Genomic DNA, 23,712 nt, shown 5'->3' with positions numbered 1-23,712 from the left:
GGGCGGTCGTTGCGAAAGGTGTCTGCCTGCCACTCCGTTGTCATCGTCCGGCCGCGCGCACTTGCGCGCTAGGACCGGACGATCCAGTAGACACCGGCAGTGGTGGTTGTGCTGAAACGATTGCGTTTACTGGACCACCCGCTTGCGCGGGTGGTGACAGACAAAGCGCGCTGAGGGCGGTTGGCTCGTTCGCAGCAGTTACTCGACGCTGCTGCCGCGGCCGCGATGCAGGTCGGCATCGATCTGCAGCTTCTGGCTGCCGCCGAAGCGGGCGCGATAGACCTGCAGGTTTTCCATGATGCGCTGGACGTAGTTGCGCGTCTCGGCGAAGGGAATCGACTCCACCCAGTCCACCGCATCCACATTGGGATCGCGCGGATCGCCATAGCGCTCGATCCATTTGCGGACGCTGCCGCGGCCGGCATTGTAGCCCGCAAAGGTCATGATGTAGGAGCCGCGATAGTCTTCCAAGAGGCCGCCGAGTTCGGCGGCGCCGAGGGCAGCATTGTAGGTGGAGTCGTTCTTCAGTCGCGCGAGGTCGTAAGTGGCGCCGTGCCGCTTGGCGACATATTGCGCGGCGCTCGGCGTCACCTGCATCAGGCCATAGGCCTGCGCGGGAGATACGACAGCGGGATTGAACGCGCTTTCCTGTCGCGCGATCGCATAGACGACCGCGGGCTCGACCTCCGGTCCGACCGGCCGGTAGCTCGGAATGCCCATGGTCGGATAGGCATAGTGATCGAAGGGCAGGCCGCGATTGAGCGCGGCCTTGCCGACCAGCAGCATGCCGCGCGCATCCTTGTTCTGCGATGCGAGTTCGCTGAGGCCGAGCACCGCTTCGGGATCGCCGTTCTCACCGACATCGGCGAAAATCGGAATCGCGATCTCCTTCTCGTCGAGCGCATAGAGCAGCTGCACGGCACGGACGATTTCGAGCCGATCGGAGCCGCGCGCGCGCGTCGATAGCGAGCCGCTGATATCGAGCTGCGGCAGGCCCAGTTTTCCACGGGCGAGCTGGCCGTAATAGCTGGTCGATTGCTCCGCCGCGCGGGTGTAGGCCGCGCGGGCCTCAGAACTGCGGCCAGCGGCTTCCGCGGCGCGACCCTGCCAATATCCGGCGCGGGCCAGCGCGGTCGGATTGACGCTGCCGACGCCGATGCGCGCAAAATGCTGCGAGGCTGTCGCAGGGTCTTTCAGGAAGCGCAATGCGATCCAGCCGGCCGTGAATTCCTGTTCGGTCTTGTAGATGTCACGCGCGGGCAGTGCGGCGTCGCGCGCCACCACATAGGCCGCGCGATGCTCGCCCACATCGAGCAGCTTTCGCGACAGCAGGCGGCGTTCGATCCACCATTCGTCGAGATTGTGCAGGCGATTGATATCGCGCGGCACTGCCGACATCAGGCGCGCGGCTTCGGCGAAACGTTCGTCGCGGCGCAGTTGCTGGATGCGGCTGAACAGATAGCCGGGGTCGCTATGCAATTCGGATGGCACGGCATCAAGCAGTGCCTTCGCATTCGATGCCTTCTTGGTGACGGCGATGCGTGCGCGTGCCAGCGCCATCTGGGCGCCGCCGAGCCGCTTGGCCGAGCGCAGGCCGGGATCGCCATCGCTGCCATAGAGCAGCATGTCCATGCGGGCCTTGTGATCACCGGGCGTGATCAGCGGGCCGAACATGTCGATGGCCATGGCCTCGGTGTCGCCGGAGATCGGATCGTTGCGCCAGGCGTCGCGAACGAGCCGCTCGGCATTGGCGCGATCGCCGCGTGCGAGCAGCGATTTGGCAAGCGCGAATTTGCCCTTGGCCGAGATCGGCTTCTCGTCATCGAAATAGGACTGGATCGCGCTGTCGTCGCGTTTGTCATCCCACAGCGCGGCCTCGGCGCGACGGCGCACGAAGGTCTGCGACGGCCAGCTCGGATTGGCGGCGATGAAGGCGCGATAGCGCTCTACGGAGGCGCCGTTGTTCTCGCTGCGCAGATAAATCCACTCGGCGAGTTTGCGCGCGACGGGATCGCCGATGGTCTGCGCGACCTGACCGGCCTCAGAGCTTTTGCCCTTGCGAACGAGCTCGATGACATTCTCCAGCGCCTGGCCATCGGCCTGGGAGGTCGAACTGGTGGCCGCAATGGCGGCACGGGCAGGCGGCGGCTTCTTCGCGGCTGGCGGGGCAACGGCATGTTGGCGCGTGGCCGGCTGAATCGCTGGCGCAGGGGTCACGGTGCCGGTATGCGCAGTCGCAGGCTTGGCCGCGACAGGTTTTGCGGCGGCGGGTTTGCTCGCGGTCGGCTTCGCAGCAGCAGGCTTTGCCGCAGTCGATTTCGCGGCTTCGGGCTTCGCAGTGGCTGATTTGGCGGGAGCCTGCTTGGCCGCGGCGGGCTTCGCCGCGGATTTGTCTGCAGCGCCTTTGGCCGCCGCAGGCTTGGCACCGGCCGGCTTCGCCGTAGCGTCCTTGGCTGTCTGACTGGTCTTCGATGCCTCTGTCGTACCGGCAGCGCCGGCTTCGAGCGCAGGAATCGAGACGCTCAGCAGTAGCGCCAGACTGGCGCGGAGCGCCGTCCGTCGGGCCGCAGGAGTTGGGATCAGTCGCGTCACGCTGTTTCCTCGCGGCGAATCACATCTTCGCCGACATTCCCCTGATGTATTTGATTGAAAGGGTGACCAATTCGTCAACGCCGGTCGCCTTGCATCCTGATGTGCGCCGCCACAGCGGCGAAATCGGGGCGGAAAGCCCGCAAAACCAGCCCGATAGCGACCGATCGCGTCTTGGGCGGTCTTTCGCCGCAGCCTCGAAGTCGATAAGACTCGCAGTCCATTCAATAGGTTCAAGCAGACGGCGGAAGCCGCATCGCGTTCGGAGCAGACCATGGCAGCCACCAAGACGATTTTCCGGGGGTCCTACACCGCTCTGGTCACCCCGTTCAAAGCCGGTGCGCTGGACGAGGAAGCCGTGCGCGCCCATGTGGCCTGGCAGATCTCCGAGGGCTCCCACGGCCTGGTTCCCGTCGGTACCACCGGCGAGAGCCCGACCCTGACCCATGACGAGCACGCCAAGGTCGTCGAATGGTGCATCGACGAGGCCAAGGGCCGCTTGCCCGTGATTGCCGGCGCTGGCTCGAACTCGACCCGCGAAGCCGTGGCGCTCGCCAAGCATGCCGAGAAGGCCGGTGCGGATGCCGTGCTGGTCGTCACGCCCTATTACAACAAGCCCACGCAAGAGGGCATGTATCAGCACTTCAAGGCGGTGAATGACGCGATCGGTATTCCGATCATCATTTACAACATTCCCCCGCGCTCCGTGGTTGATATGTCCGTCGAGACCATGGCGCGCTTGTACGAACTCAAGAACATCGCCGGTGTGAAGGACGCCACCGCCGATGTCGGCCGCGTTTCCAAGCAGCGCCACGCCATGGGCCCGGATTTCATCCAGCTCTCGGGCGAGGACATGACGGCGCTGTCCTATATGGCTGCCGGCGGCCATGGCTGCATCTCCGTCACGGCCAATGTCGCGCCAAAGCTGTGCGCCGAATTGATGGATCTGGTGTTCAAGGGCGACTATGCCGGCGCGCTGAAAATCCAGGATCGCCTGACGCCGCTGCATGACACCATCTTCAAGGAGCCCGGCCTCGCCGGCGCCAAGCATGGCCTCAAGCTGCTCGGCCGCGGCGACGAAAGCGTGCGCCTGCCGCTGCTGTCCGTCACGGAGCCGACCGGCAAGGCGATCCGCGCCGCCATGGTCCATGCCGGCCTGATCAATTAAGCTTCGGACGTCATTGCGAGCGTAGCGAAGCAATCCAGTTCTTTCTTTTTCTGGCTTTCTGGATCGCTTCGTCGCTACGCTCCTCGCGATGACGGAGTATTTTGAATTGGAAAGGGATTGCACATGCTGAAGGAATTTCGTGATTTCGCCATGAAGGGCAACGTGGTCGATCTCGCCGTCGGCGTGATCATCGGCGCGGCGTTCGGTGCCATCGTCTCCTCGATGGTGGCCGACATCATCATGCCGATCATCGGCGCCATCACCGGCGGTCTCGATTTCTCGAATTACTTCACCGGCCTGTCGAAGTCGGTTACGGCGACCAATCTCGCCGATGCCAAGAAACAGGGCGCCGTGCTCGCCTGGGGCAGCTTCCTGACGCTGACGCTGAACTTCATCATCGTCGCCTTCGTGCTGTTCATGGTGATCCGCGGCATGAACACGCTGAAGCGCAAGGAAGAAGCCAAGCCCGCCGAGCCGGCGAAGCCGAGTGCGGAAGCCGCACTGCTCACCGAAATCCGCGACCTGCTCAAGGCAAAGGCCTGATTTGCCGCGCGGGCCGGACGTTCCTATATCTGGTGCCTAGCACCGAAAGAATATGATGGCCGAAAAGAAAGAACGTCCGATCAAGGTGATCGCCGAGAACCGCAAGGCGCGGTTCAACTTCGCCGTGGAAGACACGGTGGAGGCCGGCATCGCCTTGACCGGCACCGAGGTGAAGTCGATCCGCAACGGCAAGAGCACCATTGCGGAATCATACGCCGATCCCAAGGGCGGCGAGATCTGGCTGATCAACTGCAACATTCCTGAATATCTGCAGGCCAACCAGTTCAATCACGAGCCGAAGCGCCCGCGCAAATTGCTGCTGCACAGGAAGCAGATCAACAAGCTGATGGGGGCGGTGGAGCGTCAGGGCATGACGCTGGTGCCGTTGAAAATGTATTTTAACGAGCGCGGCCGCGTGAAACTGCAGCTCGCGCTTGCCAAGGGCAAGCAGCTCCACGACAAGCGCGCCGCCGAGAAGGACCGCGACTGGGGCCGCGAGAAGGGGCGTCTGCTCCGGGCGCGGGGATAGCTCAAGCCCTCATCCTGAGGAGCCGCGTAGCGGCGTCTCGAAGGATGGCGGCAGAGCTCCACATCTCATGATTCGAGACGGCGCAAGGGCGCCTCCTCACCATGAGGGCGGAGTGATCGTGACTACTGGGAGTGGATATGACCCAACCAAGTCTGACCGACGTCGACTGGAGCAAGATCCCGGCACCCGAGGACGACGGCGCTGCCGCGCATCTCGTCGGCATGACGATCCCCTCGCTCAGCTTGCGCGCGACCGATGACACCGCGGTCGATCTGTCCGAGCTGCAAGGCCGCACCGTGGTGTTCGGCTATCCGCGCACCGGCGAGCCGGGCAAGATCGGGCTCACCGATGACTGGGACATGATCCCCGGTGCGCGCGGCTGCACACCGCAGGCCTGTTCGTTCCGCGATCTGTTTCGTGACCTGACATCAGCCGGCGCACAGCATGTGTTCGGTCTCTCGACCCAGAGCAACGCCTATCAAACCGAGATGGCCGCGCGACTGCATCTGCCGTTTCCGGTGCTGTCCGACGAGAAGCTCGACCTCGCGGATGCGCTGAGCCTGCCGACCATGGATGTCGCCGGTCTCACGCTGATCAAGCGTCTCGCACTGGTCGTGGATGATGCTGTCATCACCCATGTGTTCTATCCGGTGTTTCCGCCGGATCGGAATGCGGGCGATGTGCTGGAATGGCTGAAGGCCAATCCGGTGTAGATGGCCGTGCGCAATTTACATCCTGCTGTCATCGCCCGGCTTGACCGGGCGATCCAGTAAACGCTGGCGATGTCTACTGGGTCACCCGGTCAAGCCGGGTGACGACAAGTGAAGATCACTCTGCCGCCAGATCCGTCTTCACCCGGGCAAACACGGCACGAAACATCTCCGGCGTCAGCACGCCCGTATTCGTGTTGTAGCGCGAGCAGTGATAGCTGTCGTACAGCTTGAACCGGCCGGCATCATGCACGCCGCCATGGGTGAATGGCGCTGTCACCGCGCGGATACCCAGCGTCTTCAGCATCGTGTCATGGGCCACGCGGCCGAGCAGCACGATGGCGCGCAGGCGAGGCATCGCGTCCATCGTGGCAATCAGGAATGGGCGGCAGGTGGTGATTTCCACCGGCAGCGGCTTGTTCTGCGGCGGCACGCAGCGCACCGCATTGGTGATGCGACTGTTGGTCAAGGTCAGCCCATCATCCGGTCGCGCCAGGAAGGTGCCTTTGGCGAAGCCGAAATGCAGCAGGGTGTCGTAGAGGAGGTCGCCGGCATAATCGCCGGTAAAGGGCCGCCCGGTGCGATTGGCGCCCTGGGCGCCCGGCGCGAGCCCCACGATTAGCAGTTGCGCATCCGCGCCGCCGAAGGACGGCACCGGCGCGTTGAAGCCATCGGGCTCGCGGGCGCGAAGCTCAGTGCGGTAATCGACGAGGCGAGGGCAGAGCGGGCAGTCGCGGCCTGGATCGGTCGCAGTACCGGCGGAGATCGCAGTTGCGACCACCGCCGGCTGTTGTCGACTGAGCTGAGTACTAGTCTTCGAAATCGTCGTCGCCTCGTGGTGCCACGGTGGCCGAGCGCTGCAGGAATTGCGGCGTTTGATGGCGCGGCTCGCGCGGAGCAGGGCGCTCCGACGGGTCGCGGCCGATCTTGCTCTGCAATTCCATCAGGTCCGTGAACACGTCCGCCTGGCGGCGCAGTTCGTCGGCGATCATCGGCGGCTGGCTCGAAATGGTGGAGATCACCGTGACGCGCACGCCGCGGCGCTGCACGGCTTCAACCAGCGAGCGGAAATCGCCGTCGCCGGAGAACAGCACGATCTGGTCCACATGCTCGGCAAGCTCCATGGCATCGACAGCGAGTTCGATGTCCATATTGCCCTTCACCTTGCGTCGGCCCGACGCATCGATGAATTCCTTGGTGGCTTTGGTCACCACCGTGTACCCGTTGTAGTCGAGCCAGTCGATCAGCGGGCGAATCGACGAGTATTCCTGATCTTCAATAATGGCCGTGTAATAGAAAGCGCGTACGAGGGTTCCGCGGCTCTGAAATTCCTTGAGAAGGCGCTTGTAATCGATGTCGAAACCGAGCGTCTTTGCCGTGGCGTAGAGATTGGCGCCATCGATGAAGAGCGCGATCTTGTTAGCAGATTGAGACATCAAGTTTTCTCATAGGGTTTGTTGTTGTTTACGTTTTTGGCACAGCGAAGCTTCGCCGCACATTCGCATCAAGTCGTAAGCGTCAAGTCGTCGCCTGCCTTTTGGCAGATCGGCAAACCGTACTTTCACGCAATTGAAGAGGAGAGCGATAAGCCCATCTTTTTGCAGTTGCAATGAAGCCTTTTGGTGGCCCAAATGGTGTCGGAAAGGCCAATATTTAATGGTCCTAAGACCCTCATATCCAAGGGTCTTTTGAGGGTAACATAGTCCTGACCAAAACAAAACCACGAAGCGGGATTCTAATTTCGTTCTTGCGCTGCGTGCGAAGCCGCTATACCTAGCCGGCAACAATCCTTTATTTTCGGTCCCTCATCCAACGGAGCGACATTTCATGGCGCGCGTCACCGTAGAAGATTGCATCGACAAGGTCGATAATCGCTTCGACCTGGTCCTGCTGGCAGCACATCGGGCTCGTATGATCTCGTCGGGTTCACAACTCACGATTGATCGCGACAACGACAAAAACCCGGTGGTTTCGCTCCGCGAGATCGCCGACGAAACCATTTCGCCGGAAGATCTGCGCGAGGAACTGGTGCATTCGCTGCAGAAGTTCGTCGAAGTGGACGAGCCGGAAGGCGATGTCGTGCCATTGATCGGCTCGGCCGGCGCCAGCGTCGATGCCGACGACACCGAAGTTGCCGTCGAGCGCATGACCGAAGAAGAGCTGCTCAAGGGCCTCGAAGGCCTGGCTCCGCCGGAAGAACAGCCGGAAGAAGACGAGTAAGCGGATACGCTTAAACTGTCTTTCGATCACAGTGTTGCGCAAAGGCCCGGACCACACGTCCGGGCCTTTGCATTTGGAGAACGTTTCTGGGCAAATTATCTCAAGCAGATGGAGTCGCCGGTGACTCCCGAGAATTGAGGAAGGTTATGGCGACGTCGCGCCGTCAGTCACGGCAGATGCAGGCCGCTAATGAGACCACGGCGGTTCCGCCGGTACGCGTGGACGGGTCGGTCGTGCCTGCAGCTGCGGGCACCACGCCGGTGGCCGATACAACCGTTGCTGGCAAGACCACGCGCGCCAGCCGTGGCCGCATGATGCGTCAGTATGACCTGGTGGAGCGCGTCCGCGCCTATAATCCGAATACCGACGAGGACCTGCTCAACCGCGCTTATGTCTATGCCATGGTCGCCCATGGCGAGCAGACCCGCGCCTCCGGCGATCCCTATTTTACCCATCCGCTCGAAGTCGCAGCGATTCTCACCGATCTGAAGCTCGACGACGCCACCATCGTGGCGGCGCTCCTGCACGACACCATCGAAGATACGGAAGCCACCCGCGCCGAGATCGACAAGCTGTTCGGTCCGGATATCGGCGCGCTGGTCGAGGGCCTCACCAAGCTGAAGCGACTCGAACTGGTGTCGCGTGAGGCGAAGCAGGCCGAGAATCTGCGCAAGCTGTTGCTCGCCATCGCCGACGATGTGCGCGTGCTGCTGATCAAGCTCGCCGACCGTCTGCACAATATGCGGACCATGGAATTCATGCCGCCGGCCTCGCGCCGCCGCATTGCCGACGAGACGCTCGACATCTATGCGCCGCTCGCCGGCCGCATGGGCATGCAGGCGATGCGTGAGGAGCTGGAGGAACTGTCCTTCAAGGTGCTCGATCCCGACGCGCATCTGGTGGTGATGCAGCGCCTCGATACGCTGACCGAGCGCAATCGCGATCTGATCGGCATGATCGAAAGCCATCTCTCCACCAAGCTGCAGAAGAACGGCATGAAGGCGCGCGTCTCGGGCCGCCGCAAGAAGCCGTTTTCGATCTGGACCAAGATGAAGCGCAAGTCGGTGGGCTTCGAACAGCTCTCCGATATCTATGGCTTTCGCATCGTCATCGACGATCTGGAATCCTGCTATCGCGCGCTCGGCGTCGTGCATACGACCTGGCCCGTCGTGCCCGGCCGCTTCAAGGACTACATCTCGACGCCAAAGCAGAACGACTATCGCTCGCTGCACACCACGGTGATCGGCCCCGGAAACCAGCGTGTCGAATTGCAGATCCGCACCGAGGAAATGAACCGCATCGCCGAATACGGTATCGCGGCGCATGCCTTCTACAAGGAAGGCGCGGGCTCGCCGAACGAGCGCCTGAAGCGCGAGTCGAATGCGTTTGCGTGGCTGCGCCATACCATCGGCATTCTCTCCGAGAGTACCAATCCGGAAGAATTCCTCGAGCACACCAAGCTCGAACTGTTCCACGACCAGGTGTTCTGCTTCACGCCCAAGGGCAAGCTGATCGCCTTGCCGCGCGCGGCCAATGTGATCGACTTCGCCTATGCCGTGCATACGGATGTCGGCAACAGCGCGGTGGGTTGCAAGATCAACGGCAAGTTTGCGCCGCTGTCGTCCGAACTACAGAACGGTGACGAAGTCGAGGTGCTGACCTCCAAGGCGCAGCAGGCGCCGCCAGCGGCCTGGGAGTCGCTTGCCATCACCGGCAAGGCGCGCGCCGCGATCCGCCGCGCCACGCGCACCGCGATGCGCGATCAATATGCGAGTCTCGGCCGCCGCATCGTCGAGCGTCTGTTTGCCCGCGCCAAGATCGAATATGCCGATGATCAGCTGAAGGGCGCGCTGCCGCGTCTTGCACGCTCATCCATCGAGGAGGTCATGGCCTCGGTCGGCCGCGGCGAACTGCGCGCCGCCGATGTCGCGCGCGCGATGTATCCGGATTACAAGGAAGAGCGCGTCGGCCGCTATGCCGCCAACAAGAAGAGCACCGCCGACAAGGTCCGCTCGGGCGACGGCGCCGGGAAATTCCTGTCGGTGATTTCCATCGGCGGCGTCAATGCGGATCTGCCGGTGAAATTTGCGCCCAATGGCGGCGCCGTGCCCGGCGACCGCATCGTCGGCATCGTCACGCCGGGTGAGGGCATCACGATCTATCCGATCCAGTCGCCGGCCTTGCGCGAGTTCGAGGAAGAGCCGGAGCGCTGGGTCGATGTGAAGTGGGATGTGGACACGTCGTCACCGCAACGTTTCCCGGCGCGCCTGTTCCTGCAGAACGTCAACGAGCCCGGCTCATTGGCGCAGATCGCCCAGGTGATCGCCGATCACGACGGCAATATCGACAATATCAGCATGCACCGCCGCTCACCGGACTTTACGGAGCAGACGATCGATCTCGGCGTGTATGACCTGAAGCACCTCAGCGCGATCATCGCGCAACTGCGCGCGAAAGCGGTGGTGGCGAAGGTGGAGCGGGTCGACGGGTAGAGACCGACCTGGCTATCCTTGTCGTCACCCGGCTTGACCGGGTGACCAAGTATCCTCCGGCCTTTCGGATTGAGCCGCACCGCCGGTGTATACTGGATCCCCGCTTGCGCGGGGATGACAGACGTGAAGAGCGCGGCGATACATAAGCGTTCTCATTTCGTTCTTGACAAAATTCCCATCGTCGCCATTATCCCACCCGTCTTGTTCGCGAGGGGCGCTCTCATGAGGCGTCTTTGAGTGGGGCAGGATGCGGCGCCTGCGGGTGAGGGAGGACGTATCCTTCACACTCGGGCGGTCGGGGGTCACCGTCCGGGCCCACTACGGGGCCCTGCCGCTAGCGCGGCTGGACGTGGTGCGGGCGAAGGCGGAGAAATCCGTCGGATGGCTTCCCTGACGGAAGCGCCCAGTACCCGGAAGAACGGTCCTTCGGCCGAAAAACGTCGCGGTGGCGCGCCGTAAGGCGTTGCGCAGTCCGGTCTCGCTGGCGATCCAGCTTGCACGGGCGGCGTCAAGATCCACCCAAGTGCGCCTTGCGGCGTGCCACTTCCCCTCATGTCGCGAGGGGGAACATGCTCACACCTCGGACGCGCAAGCGCCGCGAGAATGCGAGATCATGGCTGTCTGACATGTCGATCAGAAAGTAGAGCGCGATCGTCGTGCTCCCTCCCTCAAGCAGCGGAGCCGCGCAGTGGGGAGGGCCGGGGTGGGGCGGCCCCGGTGACGTCGGCGCGTGCTGAGCCCACCAATTCCGGAAATCCTGCTCTCCGCTTTTGTGAGAGCTCGCCAACCAGATTGGCAAACCGCTTCCCTGCTAGCGAAAACATCCGCGACCCGTTTACGACCATTCCGCTCTGTGAAATTCGCGTCCGCAGTGTGAAATGTTGTCGCTTGCCAAGCCTGCATCGAACCGGCAGAAAAACCTGAACTGGGACGAAACACCAAGCGGAGAGACGATTGAGTATCAAGGGCAAGGCCTATATCGCGGGCATCTATGAGCATCCGACGCGGCACGCGCCGGACAAGTCGGTCTGGCAGCTGCATGCCGAAGTCGCCAAGGGTGCGCTCGAGGATGCGGGCCTGACGAACAAGGACGTCGACGGTCTCTTCATCGCCGGCGATGCGAATGGCGGCCTGTGGCCGATGACCGACTATCTCGGTCTCAAGCCGCGCCATGTGGATTCCACCGAAACCGGCGGCTGCTCCTACATCATCGCGCTCGGCCATGCCGCGCAGGCGATCGCGCTCGGCAAATGCTCGGTCGCGCTGATCACGCTGGCCGGCAAGCCGCGTACATCGCCGCCGGCGCCGCGCGCGCAGGGCGCCGAAGCCGACTTCGAAACCGCCTATGGCGCCACCACGCACAATGCCTATGGCATGGCCGCAATGCGCCACATGCACGATTACGGCACCACCTCCGAACAGCTTGCCTGGATCAAGGTCGCAGCCTCCCATCATGCGCAATACAATCCGCATGCGATGCTCAAGGACGTGGTCACCGTCGAGGACGTGCTGAACTCGCCGATGATTTCGGACCCGCTGCGCCGCATGGATTGCTGCGTCGTCACCGACGGCGGCGGCGCGCTGATCGTTACCACCGAGGATATCGCCAAGAGCCTGAAGAAGCCTTTGGTGCGCCTGATCGGCCATGGCGAGGCCATGAAGGGTCCGCGCGGCGGCAAGGATCTCGACCTCACTTACTCCGCCGGTGTGTGGTCCGGTCCGCGCGCGTTCGCGGAAGCGGGCGTCACGCCGCAGGACATGAAGTATGCGTCGATCTATGACAGCTTCACCATCACGGTGCTGATGCAGCTCGAGGATCTCGGCTTCTGCAAGAAGGGCGAGGGCGGCAAGTTCGTCTCCGACGGCAACCTGATTTCGGGCGTCGGCAAGCTGCCGTTCAACACCGATGGCGGCGGTCTGTGCAGCAACCATCCGATCAATCGCGGCGGCATGACCAAGATCCTCGAAGCCGTGCGCCAGTTGCGCGGTGAAGCCCATCCGAAGGTGCAGGTCCCCAATTGCGACCTCGCCATTGCTCACGGCACCGGCGGCCTGCTCGGCGTGCGCCACGCTGCCTCGACCGCCATTCTGGAGCGCGTGTGATGACTGAAGCCAAGAAGTATCCGACCCCGCAGGGCAATCCGGAAACGCAGCCGTTCTGGGATGCGGCCAAGGACGGCAAGTTCCTGATCAAGCGCTGCACCACCTGCGGCGACGCGCATTTCTTTCCGCGCTCGATCTGCCCGTTCTGCTTCTCCGACAAGACCGAGTGGGAAGAGAGCTCGGGCGAGGCCGAGATCTACACCTACAGCCACATGCGCAAATCGGCGACCGGCCCTTATGTCATTGCCTATGTGACGCTGAAGGAAGGCCCGTCGGTGCAGACGAATATCGTCGATTGCGATCCGGCGACGCTGAAGATCGGCCAGAAGGTGAAGGTGGTGTGGAAGCCGACGGATGGCGCGCCGCTACCGTTCTTCACGCCGGCGTAAGCTGCACACAACTGTCGTCACCCGGCTTGACCGGGTGACCCAGTAAACGCCGCACTTTCAGAGAGTACTGGATCGCCCGGTCAAGCCGGGCGATGACAGTGAGAGACCAGACAATCAACAAACAAAAATCCGGGAGCCTCGAATGCCACTCGTCTACGAAGAGCTGATGGCGATGAAGAACATCGGCCAGCAATATTCCTGGACCGATCGGGAAGTTATGCTCTACGCCTATGGCATCGGCCTCGGCGCCGATCCGATGAACGAGACCGAACTCGCTTTCGTCAATGAGGGCACCTACACGCCGCGTCCGCTGAAGGTCGTTCCGACCTTCGCCTCCGTCGCGGCATGGGGTTCGGGTCCCGGCGACATGAAGCTCAACCGCGTGATGGTGGTTGATGGCGAGCGCGACATCACCTTCCACAAGCCGCTGCCGGTCGAAGCGAAGATCACGGCTGACTCCAGCGTGCTCGGCGTGTTCGACAAGGGCGCCGACAAGGGCGTCGTCATCCTGCACCAGACCATTCTGCGTGACGAGAAGGGCGAGGCGCTCGCGACGCTTGTGGCTTCGCGCTTCGCCCGCGGCGATGGCGGTTTTGGCGGCCCGTCGGAAGGCCAGCCCGAAGCCCACAAGGTGCCGAGCCGCGCGCCCGACAAGACCATCGACATCACCACGCGCCCGGATCAGGCGCTGGTCTATCGCCTCTGTGGCGACCGCAACCCGCTGCACTCCGATCCGGAATTCGCCAAGAAGGCCGGCTTCCCGCGTCCGATCCTGCACGGCATGTGCACCTATGGCATCACCTGCCGCGGCGTGCTGCAGACCTTTGCCGATTACGATCCGAGCGCCTTCAAGCAGCACGGCGCGCGCTTCTCGTCGCCGGTGTTTCCGGGCGAGACGGTGACCATGGATCTGTGGAAGGACGGCAATGTCGTGAGCTTCGAGGCCAAGGTGAAGGACCGCGGCGTCACCGTGATCAAGAGCGGGCGGACCGTGCTGGCGTAGTCTGTCGTCCCCGCGAAAGCGGGGACCCATAACCTCCGACGATATGGTTGAACGGCAAAGCCGCAACCATATCGTTTCAACTAAGTCTCCAGCGTGTATGGGTCCCCGCCTTCGCGGGGACGACGCTGAGAGGGCAACCAACAAAACACATCACGGAGAAACGCCATGGGTCTTCTCGACGGCAAGGTTGCCATCATCACCGGCGCAGGCGGTGGCCTCGGTGAAGCCTACGCAAAACTGTTCGCGCGCGAAGGCGCGTCCGTCGTCGTCAACGATCTCGGTGGCCCGCGCGATGGCTCCGGCGCTGACCTGTCCATGGCGCAGCAGGTGGTCGATGGCATCACCAAAGCCGGCGGCAAGGCGATTGCCAATGGCGCTGACATCTCCACGATCGCGGGCGGCCAGTCGGTGTTTGATGACGCCATCAAGGCGTTCGGCAAGGTCGATATCCTCGTCAACAATGCCGGCATTTTGCGCGACCAGAGCTTTGCCAAATCTACGGAAGAGGCGTGGGACAAAGTCGTGAAGGTGCATCTCAAGGGCACCTATTGCGTCACCAAACCCGTGTTCAATTTCATGCGCGACCATGGCGGCGGTGTCATCGTCAACACATCCTCGACATCCGGCCTGATCGGCAATTTCGGCCAGAGCAATTATGGCGCGGCCAAGGGTGGCATCTGGGGCCTGTCCAATGTGCTGGCCATCGAGGGCCGCAAATACGGCATCCGCATCTGGACGCTGTCGCCGGGCGCGCTGACGCGGATGACATCGGACCTGCCGCGCTATATCGAAAATCCGGGTGCTGCCCTCGATGCCGACGGCATCGCGCCGGCGGTGCTCTATATGGTCAGCGATCTCTCCGGCGACCAGACCGGCAAGGTGCTCGGCGTCTCCGGTCCGCGCGGTGTGCGCGAGATGAAGATGATGGAGATGGAAGGCTGGAAGCCGCCGCTGGACAAGCCGTGGAGCGCCGAAGACATTGCGACCCATGCGGGTGAAATCTTCTTCTCGGACGCGGACAGCAAGCACGGCGCGCGCCGGTTCTAGATGCGGCGAGGGGCGGACAAAGCCCTCATTTCGCGCTACAGTGACCGCGCGTTCACACAGAGGCCTATGATGAAACTCACGCCCAAAGCAGCCGGTACCTTCGCCATCGCCCCGACCCCGTTTTTCGATGACGGCCGCATCGACGACAAATCCATCGACAGCCTGATCGATTTCTACGCCTCGATCGGTTGCGACGGCGTCACCGTGCTCGGCATTCTCGGCGAGGCGCCGAAGCTGGAGGCCGCGGAATCGGAAAGCGTGGCGGCCCGTTTCATCAAGCGCGCCGGCAGCAAGCTGCAGATCATCGTCGGCGTCTCCGCGCCTGGCTTTGCCAGCATGCGCTCGCTGGCGCTGAAATCGATGGATGCGGGCGCTGCCGCGGTCATGATCGCGCCACCGCCGCATCTGCGCACCGATGACCAGATCACCACCTATTTCAAGCAGGCGAGTGAAACCATCGGCGAGGACGTGCCGTGGGTGCTGCAGGATTACCCGCTGACGCTGAACGTCATCATGACGCCGGCGGTGATCCGCAAGATCATCATGGACTCCAGGTCCTGCGTGATGCTCAAGCACGAGGACTGGCCGGGCCTCGAGAAGATCACGGCGCTGCGCGGCTTCCAGAAGGATGGCTCGCTGCGCGAACTCTCGATCCTCACCGGCAATGGCGGCACCTTCCTCGATTTCGAGATGGAGCGCGGCGCCGATGGCGCCATGACCGGCTATGCCTTCCCGGAAATGCTGATCGATGTCGTCAATCTCTCCAGGAAGGGCGAACGCGACAAGGCGCACGACCTGTTCGACGCGCATCTGCCGCTGGTGCGCTATGAGCAGCAGCCGGGCGTCGGCCTGTCCGTGCGAAAATACGTGCTGCAAAAGCGCGGCGTCATCGCGTCGAGCGCACAGCGCAAGCCCGGTCCGGTGTTGTCGGCGCCGGCCAAGGCAGAAGTCGATTACCTGCTGTCGCGCGTGGCGCGATACGACAAGCGCGCGAACCTGCAGCCGCAGTCCAGCGCGGCTGGCTGATGCGGTCGTAGGATGGGTTGAGCGCAGCGATACCCATCAGGGCTGGGCGCATGTGGTGATGGGTATCGCTGCGCTCAACCCATCCTACACGTCCGAGAAGATGACAGGCATCGCAGAATGCCGACAGGGAGCAAGAACAACATGCCGCACGAGCCCGGCGCCGTCCGTCCAGCCTCCACCATCCTGCTGCTCCGCAAGGGCGAAACCGATCCCATCGATGTCTTCATGATGGTGCGGCACTATCAGATCGAATTCGCATCGGGTGCGCTGGTATTTCCCGGCGGCAGCGTCGACATCGGCGATCACGAGATCGCCAAGCGGCCGGAACTGCATGACGGCGGCGATCATCTCGATGCCGAGGCGTTGGCGTTCCGTATCGCCGCGATCCGCGAGACATTTGAGGAAAGCCGCATCCTGCTCGCGCGCCCGCGTGGCTCGAAGGAGCTGATCGCCGCGACTAGGGCAAGCGCAATCGCCGATCAGCACCGCGACGCGCTGAACGAGGGCAAGGTGAAGTTCGCTGACATCATCGCCGAGAACGATCTTGAACTGGCTGTCGATCTGCTCGTGCCCTATGCGCACTGGATCACGCCGGAAGGCATGAAGAAGCGGTTCGACACATGGTTCTTCCTGGCCGAGGCGCCGCCTGAGCAGGTCGGGATGCATGATGGCAAGGAGTCCACGGATTCGATCTGGCTGTCGCCACGCGAAGCGCTGGAAGGTGGTGAGTCCGGTCGCTTCACGCTGCCGTTTCCGACCACGCGCAATCTCATCAAGCTGGGCAAGCAGGGTGGTGTGGCTGCGGCGCTGGACGATGCGCGCGCGAGCAAGATCGTCAGCGTGATGCCCATCGTCACCCGCGATGGCGACAAGCGGCAGCTGCGGATTCCGCTCGAGGCGGGGTATGATGGGGAAGTGTTCGAACTGACCGGCGCGCCCTAGAAATATCCACAAACTGTTCCCTCATGGTGAGGAGCGCGCCACTTGGCGCGCGTCTCGAACCATGAATGGCTTGGCTGGAGTTCGCGGCCATCCTTCGAGACGCCGCTACGCGGCTCCTCAGGATGAGGGGAGAGTTTGCGGCGGCGATGTCACCCAGCCTTTGCCTGCACGCCATTTTCCCAATACGGCCGCCGCAGCTCGCGCTTCAGCACCTTGCCGGCCCCCGACAGCGGGAACGGTTCGCTCCGCACATCCACCGTGCGCGGGCATTTGTAGCCCGCAATCCGATCGCGACAGAACGCAATGATCTCCGCCGCATTCACCTGCGCATCCGGTTTCGGAATGACGAACGCATGCACAGTCTCGCCCCAATGCGGATCGGGGATTCCGATCACGGCGCATTGCGCCACCGCGGGATGCTGGGTGATCGTATTCTCCACCTCGATGGAATAGACGTTCTCGCCGCCGGAGATGATCATGTCCTTCATGCGATCGACGAGATAGATGTAGCCTTCTTCGTCCATGTAACCGCCATCGCCCGTATGCATCCAGCCGTCGATCACGGCCTTGGCGGTTTCTTCCGGGCGTTCCCAATAGCCCATCATCACGTTCTGGCCGCGCACCGCGACTTCGCCGACAGTGCCATGCGGAACGGGCTTGCGGTCATCGCCGACAATGCGTGCCTCGCAGCCAATGGCCGCGCGGCCGCAGGCGCGAAGACGGTTCTTTGCGGCAGCGTCCGCGCTGTAATGTTGCTCCCACGGCAGATGCGTTGCGAGCGGCGATAGTTCGGTCATGCCGTAGAGCTGATGGAATTCCGCATTGGGCAGGCCCTTCATCGCACGCTTGAGCAAGGCTTCGTTGATGGGCGAGGCGCCATACATCAACTGCTTGAGAGATGAGAGGTCGTAGTTTGCGAAGGAGGGATGATCGACCAGCATCTGGATCATGGTCGGGACGATCAGCGTGGCGGAAACCTTCTCGTCGGCAATGACCTGCATGACCAGTTCGGGATTGAAGGTCCGCACGATCACATTGGTGCCGCCATTGGCCAGCGAGGTAAACATGGCGCCGCCATTGGCGACATGGAACATCGGCGCGGCGTTCATATAGATCGAGCCGACCGGAATCAGGCCTTCGCTCATCATATGCAACGAATTGCTCATGATATTGCCGTGGCTCAGCATCACGCCCTTGGAGCGTCCCGTCGTGCCGCCGGTGTAGAAGATGCCCGCAAGCTCCTCGCGGCCGCGCATGGCATCGGGCACCGGCGAACTGGTTTCGACGAGCTTGTCGTAATGGTACGCCTCTGCCGGGCCGGCATCATCATCGGCATAGATCAGCGTCAGCTTCGCATCCCGCGCCAGTTCAAGGCCCATCGCGGCGAAGGCGCTATCGACGACAACGGCCGAGGCCCGGCAGTCGAGCAGCGAGTCAAGAATCTCCGCCTGGCTCCAGCGCGTATTGGTCGGCACGATCACGGCGCCGGCCCAGGCGATACCAAGATAGAGTTCGAAATAGCGATCGGAATTCAGCATCAGCACCGCGATGCGATCATTGTGCTGGATGCCGAGCTTGTGCAGCCCACCGGCAAGCCGTGCCACGCGGTCGCCGACCTCGCGCCAGCTGCGGCGGCGTTCGCCATCGATGGTCGCAATGACGCGGGGATCGGTCTGCAATACGCGGCGCAGGCCCTGGGTGATATTCATGTGGTTCCCTCTCGCAATCCGGATGCTGAACGCATCTCTGTGATGTCGCCGACAATCATAAACACGGCGAAAGCATGAGCAAGCAATGTGATGCTGCGCAGCATCGGCGGTGCAATGCAAAACTGCATTTACGCAGATTAGATGCGTTCTCATCGGTTGACGATACACGTTCAAGGCGTAACATCCGCGCAGGTCCGTGAGAGACCATTGGGAGTGAAACGCATGAGAGAACCTGCTCGCCGGGATGCCTTTACGCGTCCAAACAAGAGCGATGCGCTCATTTCAATAACAAAAATCTCAACCACGCGAACTGTCTGGCGCAGCGCTTCGCTCGCCATCGCGCTCGGCCTGACGCTGGGCGGCAGCGCCGCCATTGCGCAGACCAAGGGATCGGCCGATCACATCAAGGCGGTGACGGGCGCCGTGGACAGCGCATCGATCAAGGCCAATACGGCGACCTCGAAGGACTGGCCGACCTATGGCCTCGATTATGCCGAGACGCGTTTCAGCAAGCTCGACCAGATCAATGCGTCCAACGTCAAGGACATCGGCTTGATGTGGACCTATAGCCTGGAATCCATCCGCGGCGTCGAGGCGACGCCGCTGGTGGTGGATGGCATCATGTATGTCACGGCGCCATGGAGCGTCGTGCATGCCGTGGATACGCGAACGGGCAAGCGCATCTGGAGCTTTGATCCTGGCGTCGATCGCGAGAAAGGCTATCGCGGCTGTTGCGATGTCGTGAATCGCGGTGTCGCGCTCTACAAGGGCAAGGTGTTCGTTGGCGCCTATGATGGCCGGCTGATCGCCATCGATGCCGCGTCGGGGCAGAAGGTCTGGGAGAAGGACACGATCACCGATCGCAAGATGTCCTACACCATCACCGGTGCGCCGCGCGTGTTCAATGGCAAGGTGGTGATCGGCAATGGCGGCGCCGAATATGGTGTGCGCGGTTATGTCACCGCCTATGACGCCGAGAACGGCGACCAGAAGTGGCGCTGGTACACGGTGCCCGGCGATCCCGCAAAACCGTTCGAGGACGAGTCGATGGCGGCCGCGGCGAAGACGTGGGATCCCGCCGGCAAATACTGGGTCAGCGGCGGTGGCGGCACGGCATGGGATACGATCACCTTCGATCCCGATCTCAACATGGTCTATATCGGCACCGGCAACGGCTCGCCGTGGAATCGCAATATCCGCAGTCCGGCCGGCGGCGACAATCTCTATCTCGGCTCCATCGTCGCGCTGAATGCAGAGACCGGCAAATATGTCTGGCACTATCAGGAAACGCCGGGAGACAACTGGGACTACACATCGACCCAGCCGATGATCCTGGCCGACATCACCATCGACAACCAGCCGCGCAAGGTGGTGCTGCATGCGCCGAAGAACGGCTTCTTCTTCGTCATCGATCGCACCAATGGCAAATACATCTCGGCCAAGAATTTTGTCGATGTGAACTGGGCAACCGGTTACGACGCCAATGGCCGGCCGATCGAAGTGCCGGAGGCGCGCACGCCGGACAAATCCTTCGACAGCATTCCCGGACCATTCGGCGCCCATAACTGGCATCCGATGTCCTTCAATCCGCAGACCGGTCTCGTCTATCTGCCGGCACAAGGCGTGCCTCTCAATCTCACGGGCGAGAAGAAGTTCGTGCAGAACGATCCCGGCCCGATGAAATATGCAGCGACGACCGGTTGGAATCTCGGCTTCACGCTGAATACCGAACAGCCGAAGAACCTGCCGTTCGGGCGTCTCATCGCCTGGGATCCGGTGCAACAGAAGGAAGCCTGGCGCGCCGAATATGTGGCGCCATGGAATGGCGGCACGCTGACGACGGCAGGCAATCTCGTCTTCCAAGGCACGGCCGATGGCCGCTTCGTGGCCTACAACGCCAAGACTGGCGAGAAGCTGTGGGAGACGCCGGTCGGTACCGGCGCTGTTGCTGCGCCCTCCACCTATGAGGTGGATGGCAAGCAATATGTCTCCATCGCGGTGGGCTGGGGCGGCGTGTTCGGTATCACCCAGCGCGCCACGGATCGGGAAGGGCCGGGCACGGTCTATACGTTCGCGGTAGGCGGCAAGGCGCCACTGCCGGAATTCACAAAATACCAGATCGGCAATCTTCTGAAGGGCGTGAAATACGATCCGAAGGATGTGCCGGATGGCACCGCGATCTATGTCAGTGCCTGCGCAGCCTGTCACGGCGTGCCCGGCGTGGACAAGGGCGGCAATGTGCCGAATCTCGGTTATTCCGCGACCGAGACCATCGGCAATCTGAAGGACATCGTCTTCAACGGTCCGTTCAAGGACAAGGGCATGCCGGATTTTACCGGCAAGCTGACCGAGGCCGATGTCACCAAGATCCAGGCCTTCATCCAGGGCACTGCGGACGCGGTGCGGCCGAAGTGACATGAGGCCGTGATAGAAACCATGTCGGGCGGTTCGAGACATTCGAGCCGCCCGACAAGTTCCCCCATCGATCAAGTCGGGATATATTGGCGTGGTCTGCAGTCCGGTCCCGCATCATGCCTTCCGCCATCACGGCATTTCTTGAAAAGGCCAGGTCGTCGTCGCTCTCGATCGGCCAGCTGACATTCAGCGGGTTTCTCTGCGTATTGGCCGTGATCCTGGTGATGGGCGTCGCCAATGTGGTGGCGGTCCGCCACATCGACACGACCTTTGCCGAATTACAGCGGCTGCAGATCGTCGGTGATCTCGCCGAGGATATCGATCGCCGGCTCAACAGCCTGCGGCTGGCCGCACGCGATTATGTCACCGATCCGAATGCCCAGCCGGAAAAGGTATCGGAAGCAGCGACCGCGCTCGGCGATCTCCTGAAGAAGACCCGCCTCGAACTGGCGCCCGAGCAGCGCGTCATGATCGACGGCGTTGATGCGCGATTGACCACCTATCGCCAGGGCATCGCACAGGTCACGGCTTTGATCGCCCGGCGCAACGAATTGCTGGCGACATTGCCGCCGCTGCGCCAGAACTTCGAAAGCGCCGTGCCCGACGTGACCAGCACCGAGGGCGCCAAACGCATGTTTCAGGCGCAGAATGAAATCGCCGCGGCGCTGCTGGCACGCGACCCCATACAGGCGGAACGCGCCGCGCGCGCCATGCGGGCGATGCCGATCTCGACACCGGCGCTGCGCGTTGCGGCCGACGCCTATGCCGATGCCATCATCGCGGTCTCGACCACTGAGCAGAAGATCGCCGATCTCGATCGCGAAGTGCTGGGCGCCGAGGGCCAGCAGATCGGCCGCGTCACCGACTTCCTGCGCGAGTTGAGCACGCTGCGCGGCCGTCAGCTGTCGAACGAATTCGCCAAGACGCTCACTGCGGCGCGTATGCAGAGCATCGCGCTCGGCACCGCCGGCGTGGTGATCGGCCTGATGGCGGCGCTGTTCGTGGTGCGGCGGATCGTGCGGCCGCTGAAGGCGATCGCCCGCGCCATTCGCGCACTGGCCGGCGGCCGCCAGCAGACGGCGATTCCGGCCACCACGCTCAATAACGAGATCGGCGACATCGCCCGCGCTGCCGAGGTGTTTCGCAAGACGCTGGTGGAAGCCGATGCAGCGCGCGAGGCCGCGGTGCATGCGCTCGCCGAACAGCGGCTCGCCGAGGAGAGCTATCGCAAATTGTTCGAAGGCTCCATCGACGGCATTTATGTCACGACGCCGTCGGGGGCGCTGCTCAATGCCAATCCGGCGCTGGCGCGGATGATGGGTTTTGACACGCCGGAAGAGCTGATCCGGGCGACGCTCGATATTTCAAAGAACATCTATGTCGATCCCGATGCCCGCCTCGAATATCAGCGGCGCATGCAGCGCGACGGCATGGTGCGCGAATTCGAGTATCAGGTCTATCAGCGCGAGCAGACGATCCTGTGGCTGTCGGACAGCGCCACGGCGGTACGCGACGAGGATGACGTCGTCGTGCGCTATGAGGGCTCGGTCCGCGATATCACCAATCAGAAGCGTGCCGAAGCGGCGGTGTTCGAGGGGCGGCGCCTGCTGCAGCAGGTGATCGACACCGTGCCTGCGGTGATCAACGTCAAGACCACCGATCTCCGCTACGTGCTGATGAACCGCTACATGGCCGGCATTTTCGGCATCGAGCCCGGCGAGGCGCTCGGCCAGACCACCGGCGAACTGATGGCCCGTTACGGAGCTTCGAAGACCGACGCCTATGACAAGCGCGTGCTGGCCACCAATGATGGCCTTGGCTTTTATGAAGAGGAGTATCGCGACGCCTCCGGCGTGATGCGGCAGTGGCTCGTCAATAAACTGCCGCTGCTGCGCGAAAATGGCGAGATCGAGAATATCGTGACGGTGGCGCTCGACATCGGCGAGCGCAAACGCAGCGAACATGAAATGCGCAAGGCGCGCGATGCTGCCGAAGGTGCGCTGCGCAATCTGCGCGAGACGCAGAATTCGCTGATCGAGGCGGAGAAACTGGCCGCACTCGGACGCCTCGTTGCCGGCGTGGCGCACGAGGTCAACAATCCCGTCGGCATCGGCCTGACGGTGGCGTCATCGCTGGAGCGGCGCGTGGCGCGTTTTGCGGAGGAGGTCGCGCGCGGCGATTTGCGACGCTCGTCATTGACCGAGTTCGTCGAGGCCAACCGTGATGCGGCCGCACAGCTTGTCGCCAATCTCAATCGCGCGGCCGAGCTGATCCAGTCGTTCAAGCAGGTCGCAGCGGATCGCAATTATTCCGACCAGCGCGTGTTCGATCTGGCCGATCTCACCGAGCAGGTGGTCATGAGCCTGAAGCCCGGGCTGCGCAAACAGAAGCTTTCGTTATCCGTGGACTGCAAGCCCGGCCTGTCCATGAACAGTTATCCCGGCCCCTATGGCCAGGTGCTGACGAATTTACTGTTGAACACGGTCGCTCATGCTTTTCCCGATGGCACGGGCGGAGCTGTCGAGATCAAGGTGCAGGAGTCCGGCACCGATCATGTGGAGATTCTGTTCACGGACAACGGCATCGGCATGACACCGGAAGTCCGGCGCCGTGCGTTCGATCCGTTCTTCACCACGCGGCGCGATCAGGGCGGCACCGGGCTCGGCCTGCACATCGTCTACAGCATCGTGACCAGTCGGCTTGGCGGGCGGCTGCATCTGCATTCGGAGCCGGGGCAGGGCACGCGCATCCAGATCATCCTGCCGCGCAACGCGCCGCTGGAAATGGCTGCGGAGTGATCAGGCCATAGGATGGGTTGAGCGAAGCG

18 protein-coding genes are annotated in these 23,712 nt (G+C 62.6%); 14 read left to right on the top strand and 4 right to left on the bottom strand.

The features are described 5' to 3' along the window. Positions 1-198: 198 nt before the first annotated feature. Entirely contained in the window at positions 199-2,583 is a 2,385-nt protein-coding gene (locus AC1RQ5_RS19240) for a lytic transglycosylase domain-containing protein (RefSeq protein ID WP_493203475.1), read from the bottom strand. A gap of 280 nt (positions 2,584-2,863) precedes the next feature. Here AC1RQ5_RS19240 and dapA point away from each other — a divergent pair, with 280 nt between their 5' ends. From dapA to AC1RQ5_RS19220, 4 genes are all read left to right on the top strand, one after another. Beyond that, positions 2,864-3,757 carry a 4-hydroxy-tetrahydrodipicolinate synthase gene (dapA, locus tag AC1RQ5_RS19235; RefSeq protein ID WP_398480599.1) on the top strand — a complete coding sequence of 298 codons (894 nt, stop codon included), beginning with the start codon at positions 2,864-2,866 and terminating at the stop codon, positions 3,755-3,757. A gap of 123 nt (positions 3,758-3,880) precedes the next feature. Then, positions 3,881-4,300 carry a large conductance mechanosensitive channel protein MscL gene (gene mscL / locus AC1RQ5_RS19230; RefSeq protein WP_398480601.1) on the top strand — a complete coding sequence of 140 codons (420 nt, stop codon included), beginning with the start codon at positions 3,881-3,883 and terminating at the stop codon, positions 4,298-4,300. A gap of 55 nt (positions 4,301-4,355) precedes the next feature. Continuing rightward, on the top strand, positions 4,356-4,829 hold the full coding sequence (gene smpB, locus AC1RQ5_RS19225; RefSeq protein WP_398480603.1) for an SsrA-binding protein SmpB: 474 nt from the start codon (positions 4,356-4,358) through the stop codon (positions 4,827-4,829). A gap of 137 nt (positions 4,830-4,966) precedes the next feature. Then, on the top strand, positions 4,967-5,542 hold the full coding sequence (locus AC1RQ5_RS19220) for a peroxiredoxin (RefSeq protein ID WP_493201050.1): 576 nt from the start codon (positions 4,967-4,969) through the stop codon (positions 5,540-5,542). Between the two features lie 115 nt (positions 5,543-5,657). Here the strand turns inward: AC1RQ5_RS19220 and AC1RQ5_RS19215 are convergent, their stop codons facing one another. Together AC1RQ5_RS19215 and AC1RQ5_RS19210 are read right to left on the bottom strand one after the other, a co-directional pair. Continuing rightward, a complete protein-coding gene (locus AC1RQ5_RS19215; RefSeq protein WP_398480608.1) occupies positions 5,658-6,320 on the bottom strand; it encodes a uracil-DNA glycosylase in 663 nt (220 codons plus the stop codon). 28 nt (positions 6,321-6,348) lie between these two features. Continuing rightward, a complete protein-coding gene (locus AC1RQ5_RS19210; protein WP_398480610.1) occupies positions 6,349-6,975 on the bottom strand; it encodes a LabA-like NYN domain-containing protein in 627 nt (208 codons plus the stop codon). Between the two features lie 391 nt (positions 6,976-7,366). Between AC1RQ5_RS19210 and rpoZ the strand changes: the two genes are divergently transcribed. From rpoZ to AC1RQ5_RS19170, 8 genes are all read left to right on the top strand, one after another. Continuing rightward, positions 7,367-7,759 (top strand): DNA-directed RNA polymerase subunit omega, encoded by a 393-nt coding sequence (gene rpoZ, locus AC1RQ5_RS19205; protein ID WP_398480612.1) that lies wholly within the window; start codon positions 7,367-7,369, stop codon positions 7,757-7,759. Positions 7,760-7,905: 146 nt separating this feature from the next. Further along, positions 7,906-10,251 (top strand): RelA/SpoT family protein, encoded by a 2,346-nt coding sequence (locus tag AC1RQ5_RS19200; RefSeq protein ID WP_398480614.1) that lies wholly within the window; start codon positions 7,906-7,908, stop codon positions 10,249-10,251. 954 nt (positions 10,252-11,205) lie between these two features. Next, positions 11,206-12,354 (top strand): thiolase family protein, encoded by a 1,149-nt coding sequence (locus tag AC1RQ5_RS19195; RefSeq protein WP_398479634.1) that lies wholly within the window; start codon positions 11,206-11,208, stop codon positions 12,352-12,354. Then, a complete protein-coding gene (locus AC1RQ5_RS19190; protein ID WP_398479632.1) occupies positions 12,354-12,743 on the top strand; it encodes a Zn-ribbon domain-containing OB-fold protein in 390 nt (129 codons plus the stop codon). The genes AC1RQ5_RS19195 and AC1RQ5_RS19190 overlap by 1 nt, the downstream gene beginning before the upstream one ends. Positions 12,744-12,885: 142 nt before the next feature. Then, positions 12,886-13,746, top strand: a complete 861-nt coding sequence (locus AC1RQ5_RS19185; RefSeq protein ID WP_493201046.1) for a MaoC family dehydratase — start codon at positions 12,886-12,888, stop codon at positions 13,744-13,746. Positions 13,747-13,911: 165 nt separating this feature from the next. Further along, positions 13,912-14,793 (top strand): SDR family oxidoreductase, encoded by an 882-nt coding sequence (locus AC1RQ5_RS19180; RefSeq protein WP_493201045.1) that lies wholly within the window; start codon positions 13,912-13,914, stop codon positions 14,791-14,793. A gap of 69 nt (positions 14,794-14,862) precedes the next feature. Further along, on the top strand, positions 14,863-15,819 hold the full coding sequence (locus tag AC1RQ5_RS19175) for a dihydrodipicolinate synthase family protein (protein WP_493201043.1): 957 nt from the start codon (positions 14,863-14,865) through the stop codon (positions 15,817-15,819). A gap of 141 nt (positions 15,820-15,960) precedes the next feature. After that, positions 15,961-16,761 (top strand): NUDIX hydrolase, encoded by an 801-nt coding sequence (locus tag AC1RQ5_RS19170; RefSeq protein WP_493201041.1) that lies wholly within the window; start codon positions 15,961-15,963, stop codon positions 16,759-16,761. A gap of 149 nt (positions 16,762-16,910) precedes the next feature. Here AC1RQ5_RS19170 and AC1RQ5_RS19165 read toward each other — a convergent pair whose 3' ends face one another. Further along, positions 16,911-18,470, bottom strand: coding sequence for a long-chain-fatty-acid--CoA ligase (locus AC1RQ5_RS19165; RefSeq protein ID WP_493201039.1), 1,560 nt, complete (start codon positions 18,468-18,470; stop codon positions 16,911-16,913). Between the two features lie 222 nt (positions 18,471-18,692). Between AC1RQ5_RS19165 and AC1RQ5_RS19160 the strand changes: the two genes are divergently transcribed. Together AC1RQ5_RS19160 and AC1RQ5_RS19155 are read left to right on the top strand one after the other, a co-directional pair. Next, complete coding sequence (locus AC1RQ5_RS19160; RefSeq protein WP_493201037.1) at positions 18,693-20,885, top strand: PQQ-dependent dehydrogenase, methanol/ethanol family; 2,193 nt, start codon at positions 18,693-18,695, stop codon at positions 20,883-20,885. A 116-nt stretch (positions 20,886-21,001) separates the two neighbouring features. Next, on the top strand, positions 21,002-23,683 hold the full coding sequence (locus tag AC1RQ5_RS19155) for an ATP-binding protein (protein ID WP_493201036.1): 2,682 nt from the start codon (positions 21,002-21,004) through the stop codon (positions 23,681-23,683). The last annotated feature ends 29 nt before the right edge of the window (positions 23,684-23,712 follow it).

The organism is Tardiphaga sp. GW821-FHT12E02, from assembly GCF_058807155.1.
Note: the sequence above shows the minus strand (reverse complement) of the source record. Positions and strands in the feature narration are given on the sequence as shown.

What these genes read in the sequence shown, in the direction of transcription:
- dapA (WP_398480599.1), top strand. Translation starts at nt 2,864, where the DNA reads ATGGCAGCCACCAAGACGATTTTCCGGGGGTCCTACACCGCTCTGGTC.
- mscL (WP_398480601.1), top strand. Translation starts at nt 3,881, where the DNA reads ATGCTGAAGGAATTTCGTGATTTCGCCATGAAGGGCAACGTGGTCGAT.
- smpB (WP_398480603.1), top strand. Translation starts at nt 4,356, where the DNA reads ATGGCCGAAAAGAAAGAACGTCCGATCAAGGTGATCGCCGAGAACCGC.
- AC1RQ5_RS19220 (WP_493201050.1), top strand. Translation starts at nt 4,967, where the DNA reads ATGACCCAACCAAGTCTGACCGACGTCGACTGGAGCAAGATCCCGGCA.
- AC1RQ5_RS19210 (WP_398480610.1), bottom strand. Translation starts at nt 6,975, where the DNA reads ATGTCTCAATCTGCTAACAAGATCGCGCTCTTCATCGATGGCGCCAAT.
- rpoZ (WP_398480612.1), top strand. Translation starts at nt 7,367, where the DNA reads ATGGCGCGCGTCACCGTAGAAGATTGCATCGACAAGGTCGATAATCGC.
- AC1RQ5_RS19200 (WP_398480614.1), top strand. Translation starts at nt 7,906, where the DNA reads ATGGCGACGTCGCGCCGTCAGTCACGGCAGATGCAGGCCGCTAATGAG.
- AC1RQ5_RS19190 (WP_398479632.1), top strand. Translation starts at nt 12,354, where the DNA reads ATGACTGAAGCCAAGAAGTATCCGACCCCGCAGGGCAATCCGGAAACG.
- AC1RQ5_RS19185 (WP_493201046.1), top strand. Translation starts at nt 12,886, where the DNA reads ATGCCACTCGTCTACGAAGAGCTGATGGCGATGAAGAACATCGGCCAG.
- AC1RQ5_RS19180 (WP_493201045.1), top strand. Translation starts at nt 13,912, where the DNA reads ATGGGTCTTCTCGACGGCAAGGTTGCCATCATCACCGGCGCAGGCGGT.
- AC1RQ5_RS19175 (WP_493201043.1), top strand. Translation starts at nt 14,863, where the DNA reads ATGAAACTCACGCCCAAAGCAGCCGGTACCTTCGCCATCGCCCCGACC.
- AC1RQ5_RS19170 (WP_493201041.1), top strand. Translation starts at nt 15,961, where the DNA reads ATGCCGCACGAGCCCGGCGCCGTCCGTCCAGCCTCCACCATCCTGCTG.
- AC1RQ5_RS19165 (WP_493201039.1), bottom strand. Translation starts at nt 18,470, where the DNA reads ATGAATATCACCCAGGGCCTGCGCCGCGTATTGCAGACCGATCCCCGC.
- AC1RQ5_RS19160 (WP_493201037.1), top strand. Translation starts at nt 18,693, where the DNA reads ATGAGAGAACCTGCTCGCCGGGATGCCTTTACGCGTCCAAACAAGAGC.
- AC1RQ5_RS19155 (WP_493201036.1), top strand. Translation starts at nt 21,002, where the DNA reads ATGCCTTCCGCCATCACGGCATTTCTTGAAAAGGCCAGGTCGTCGTCG.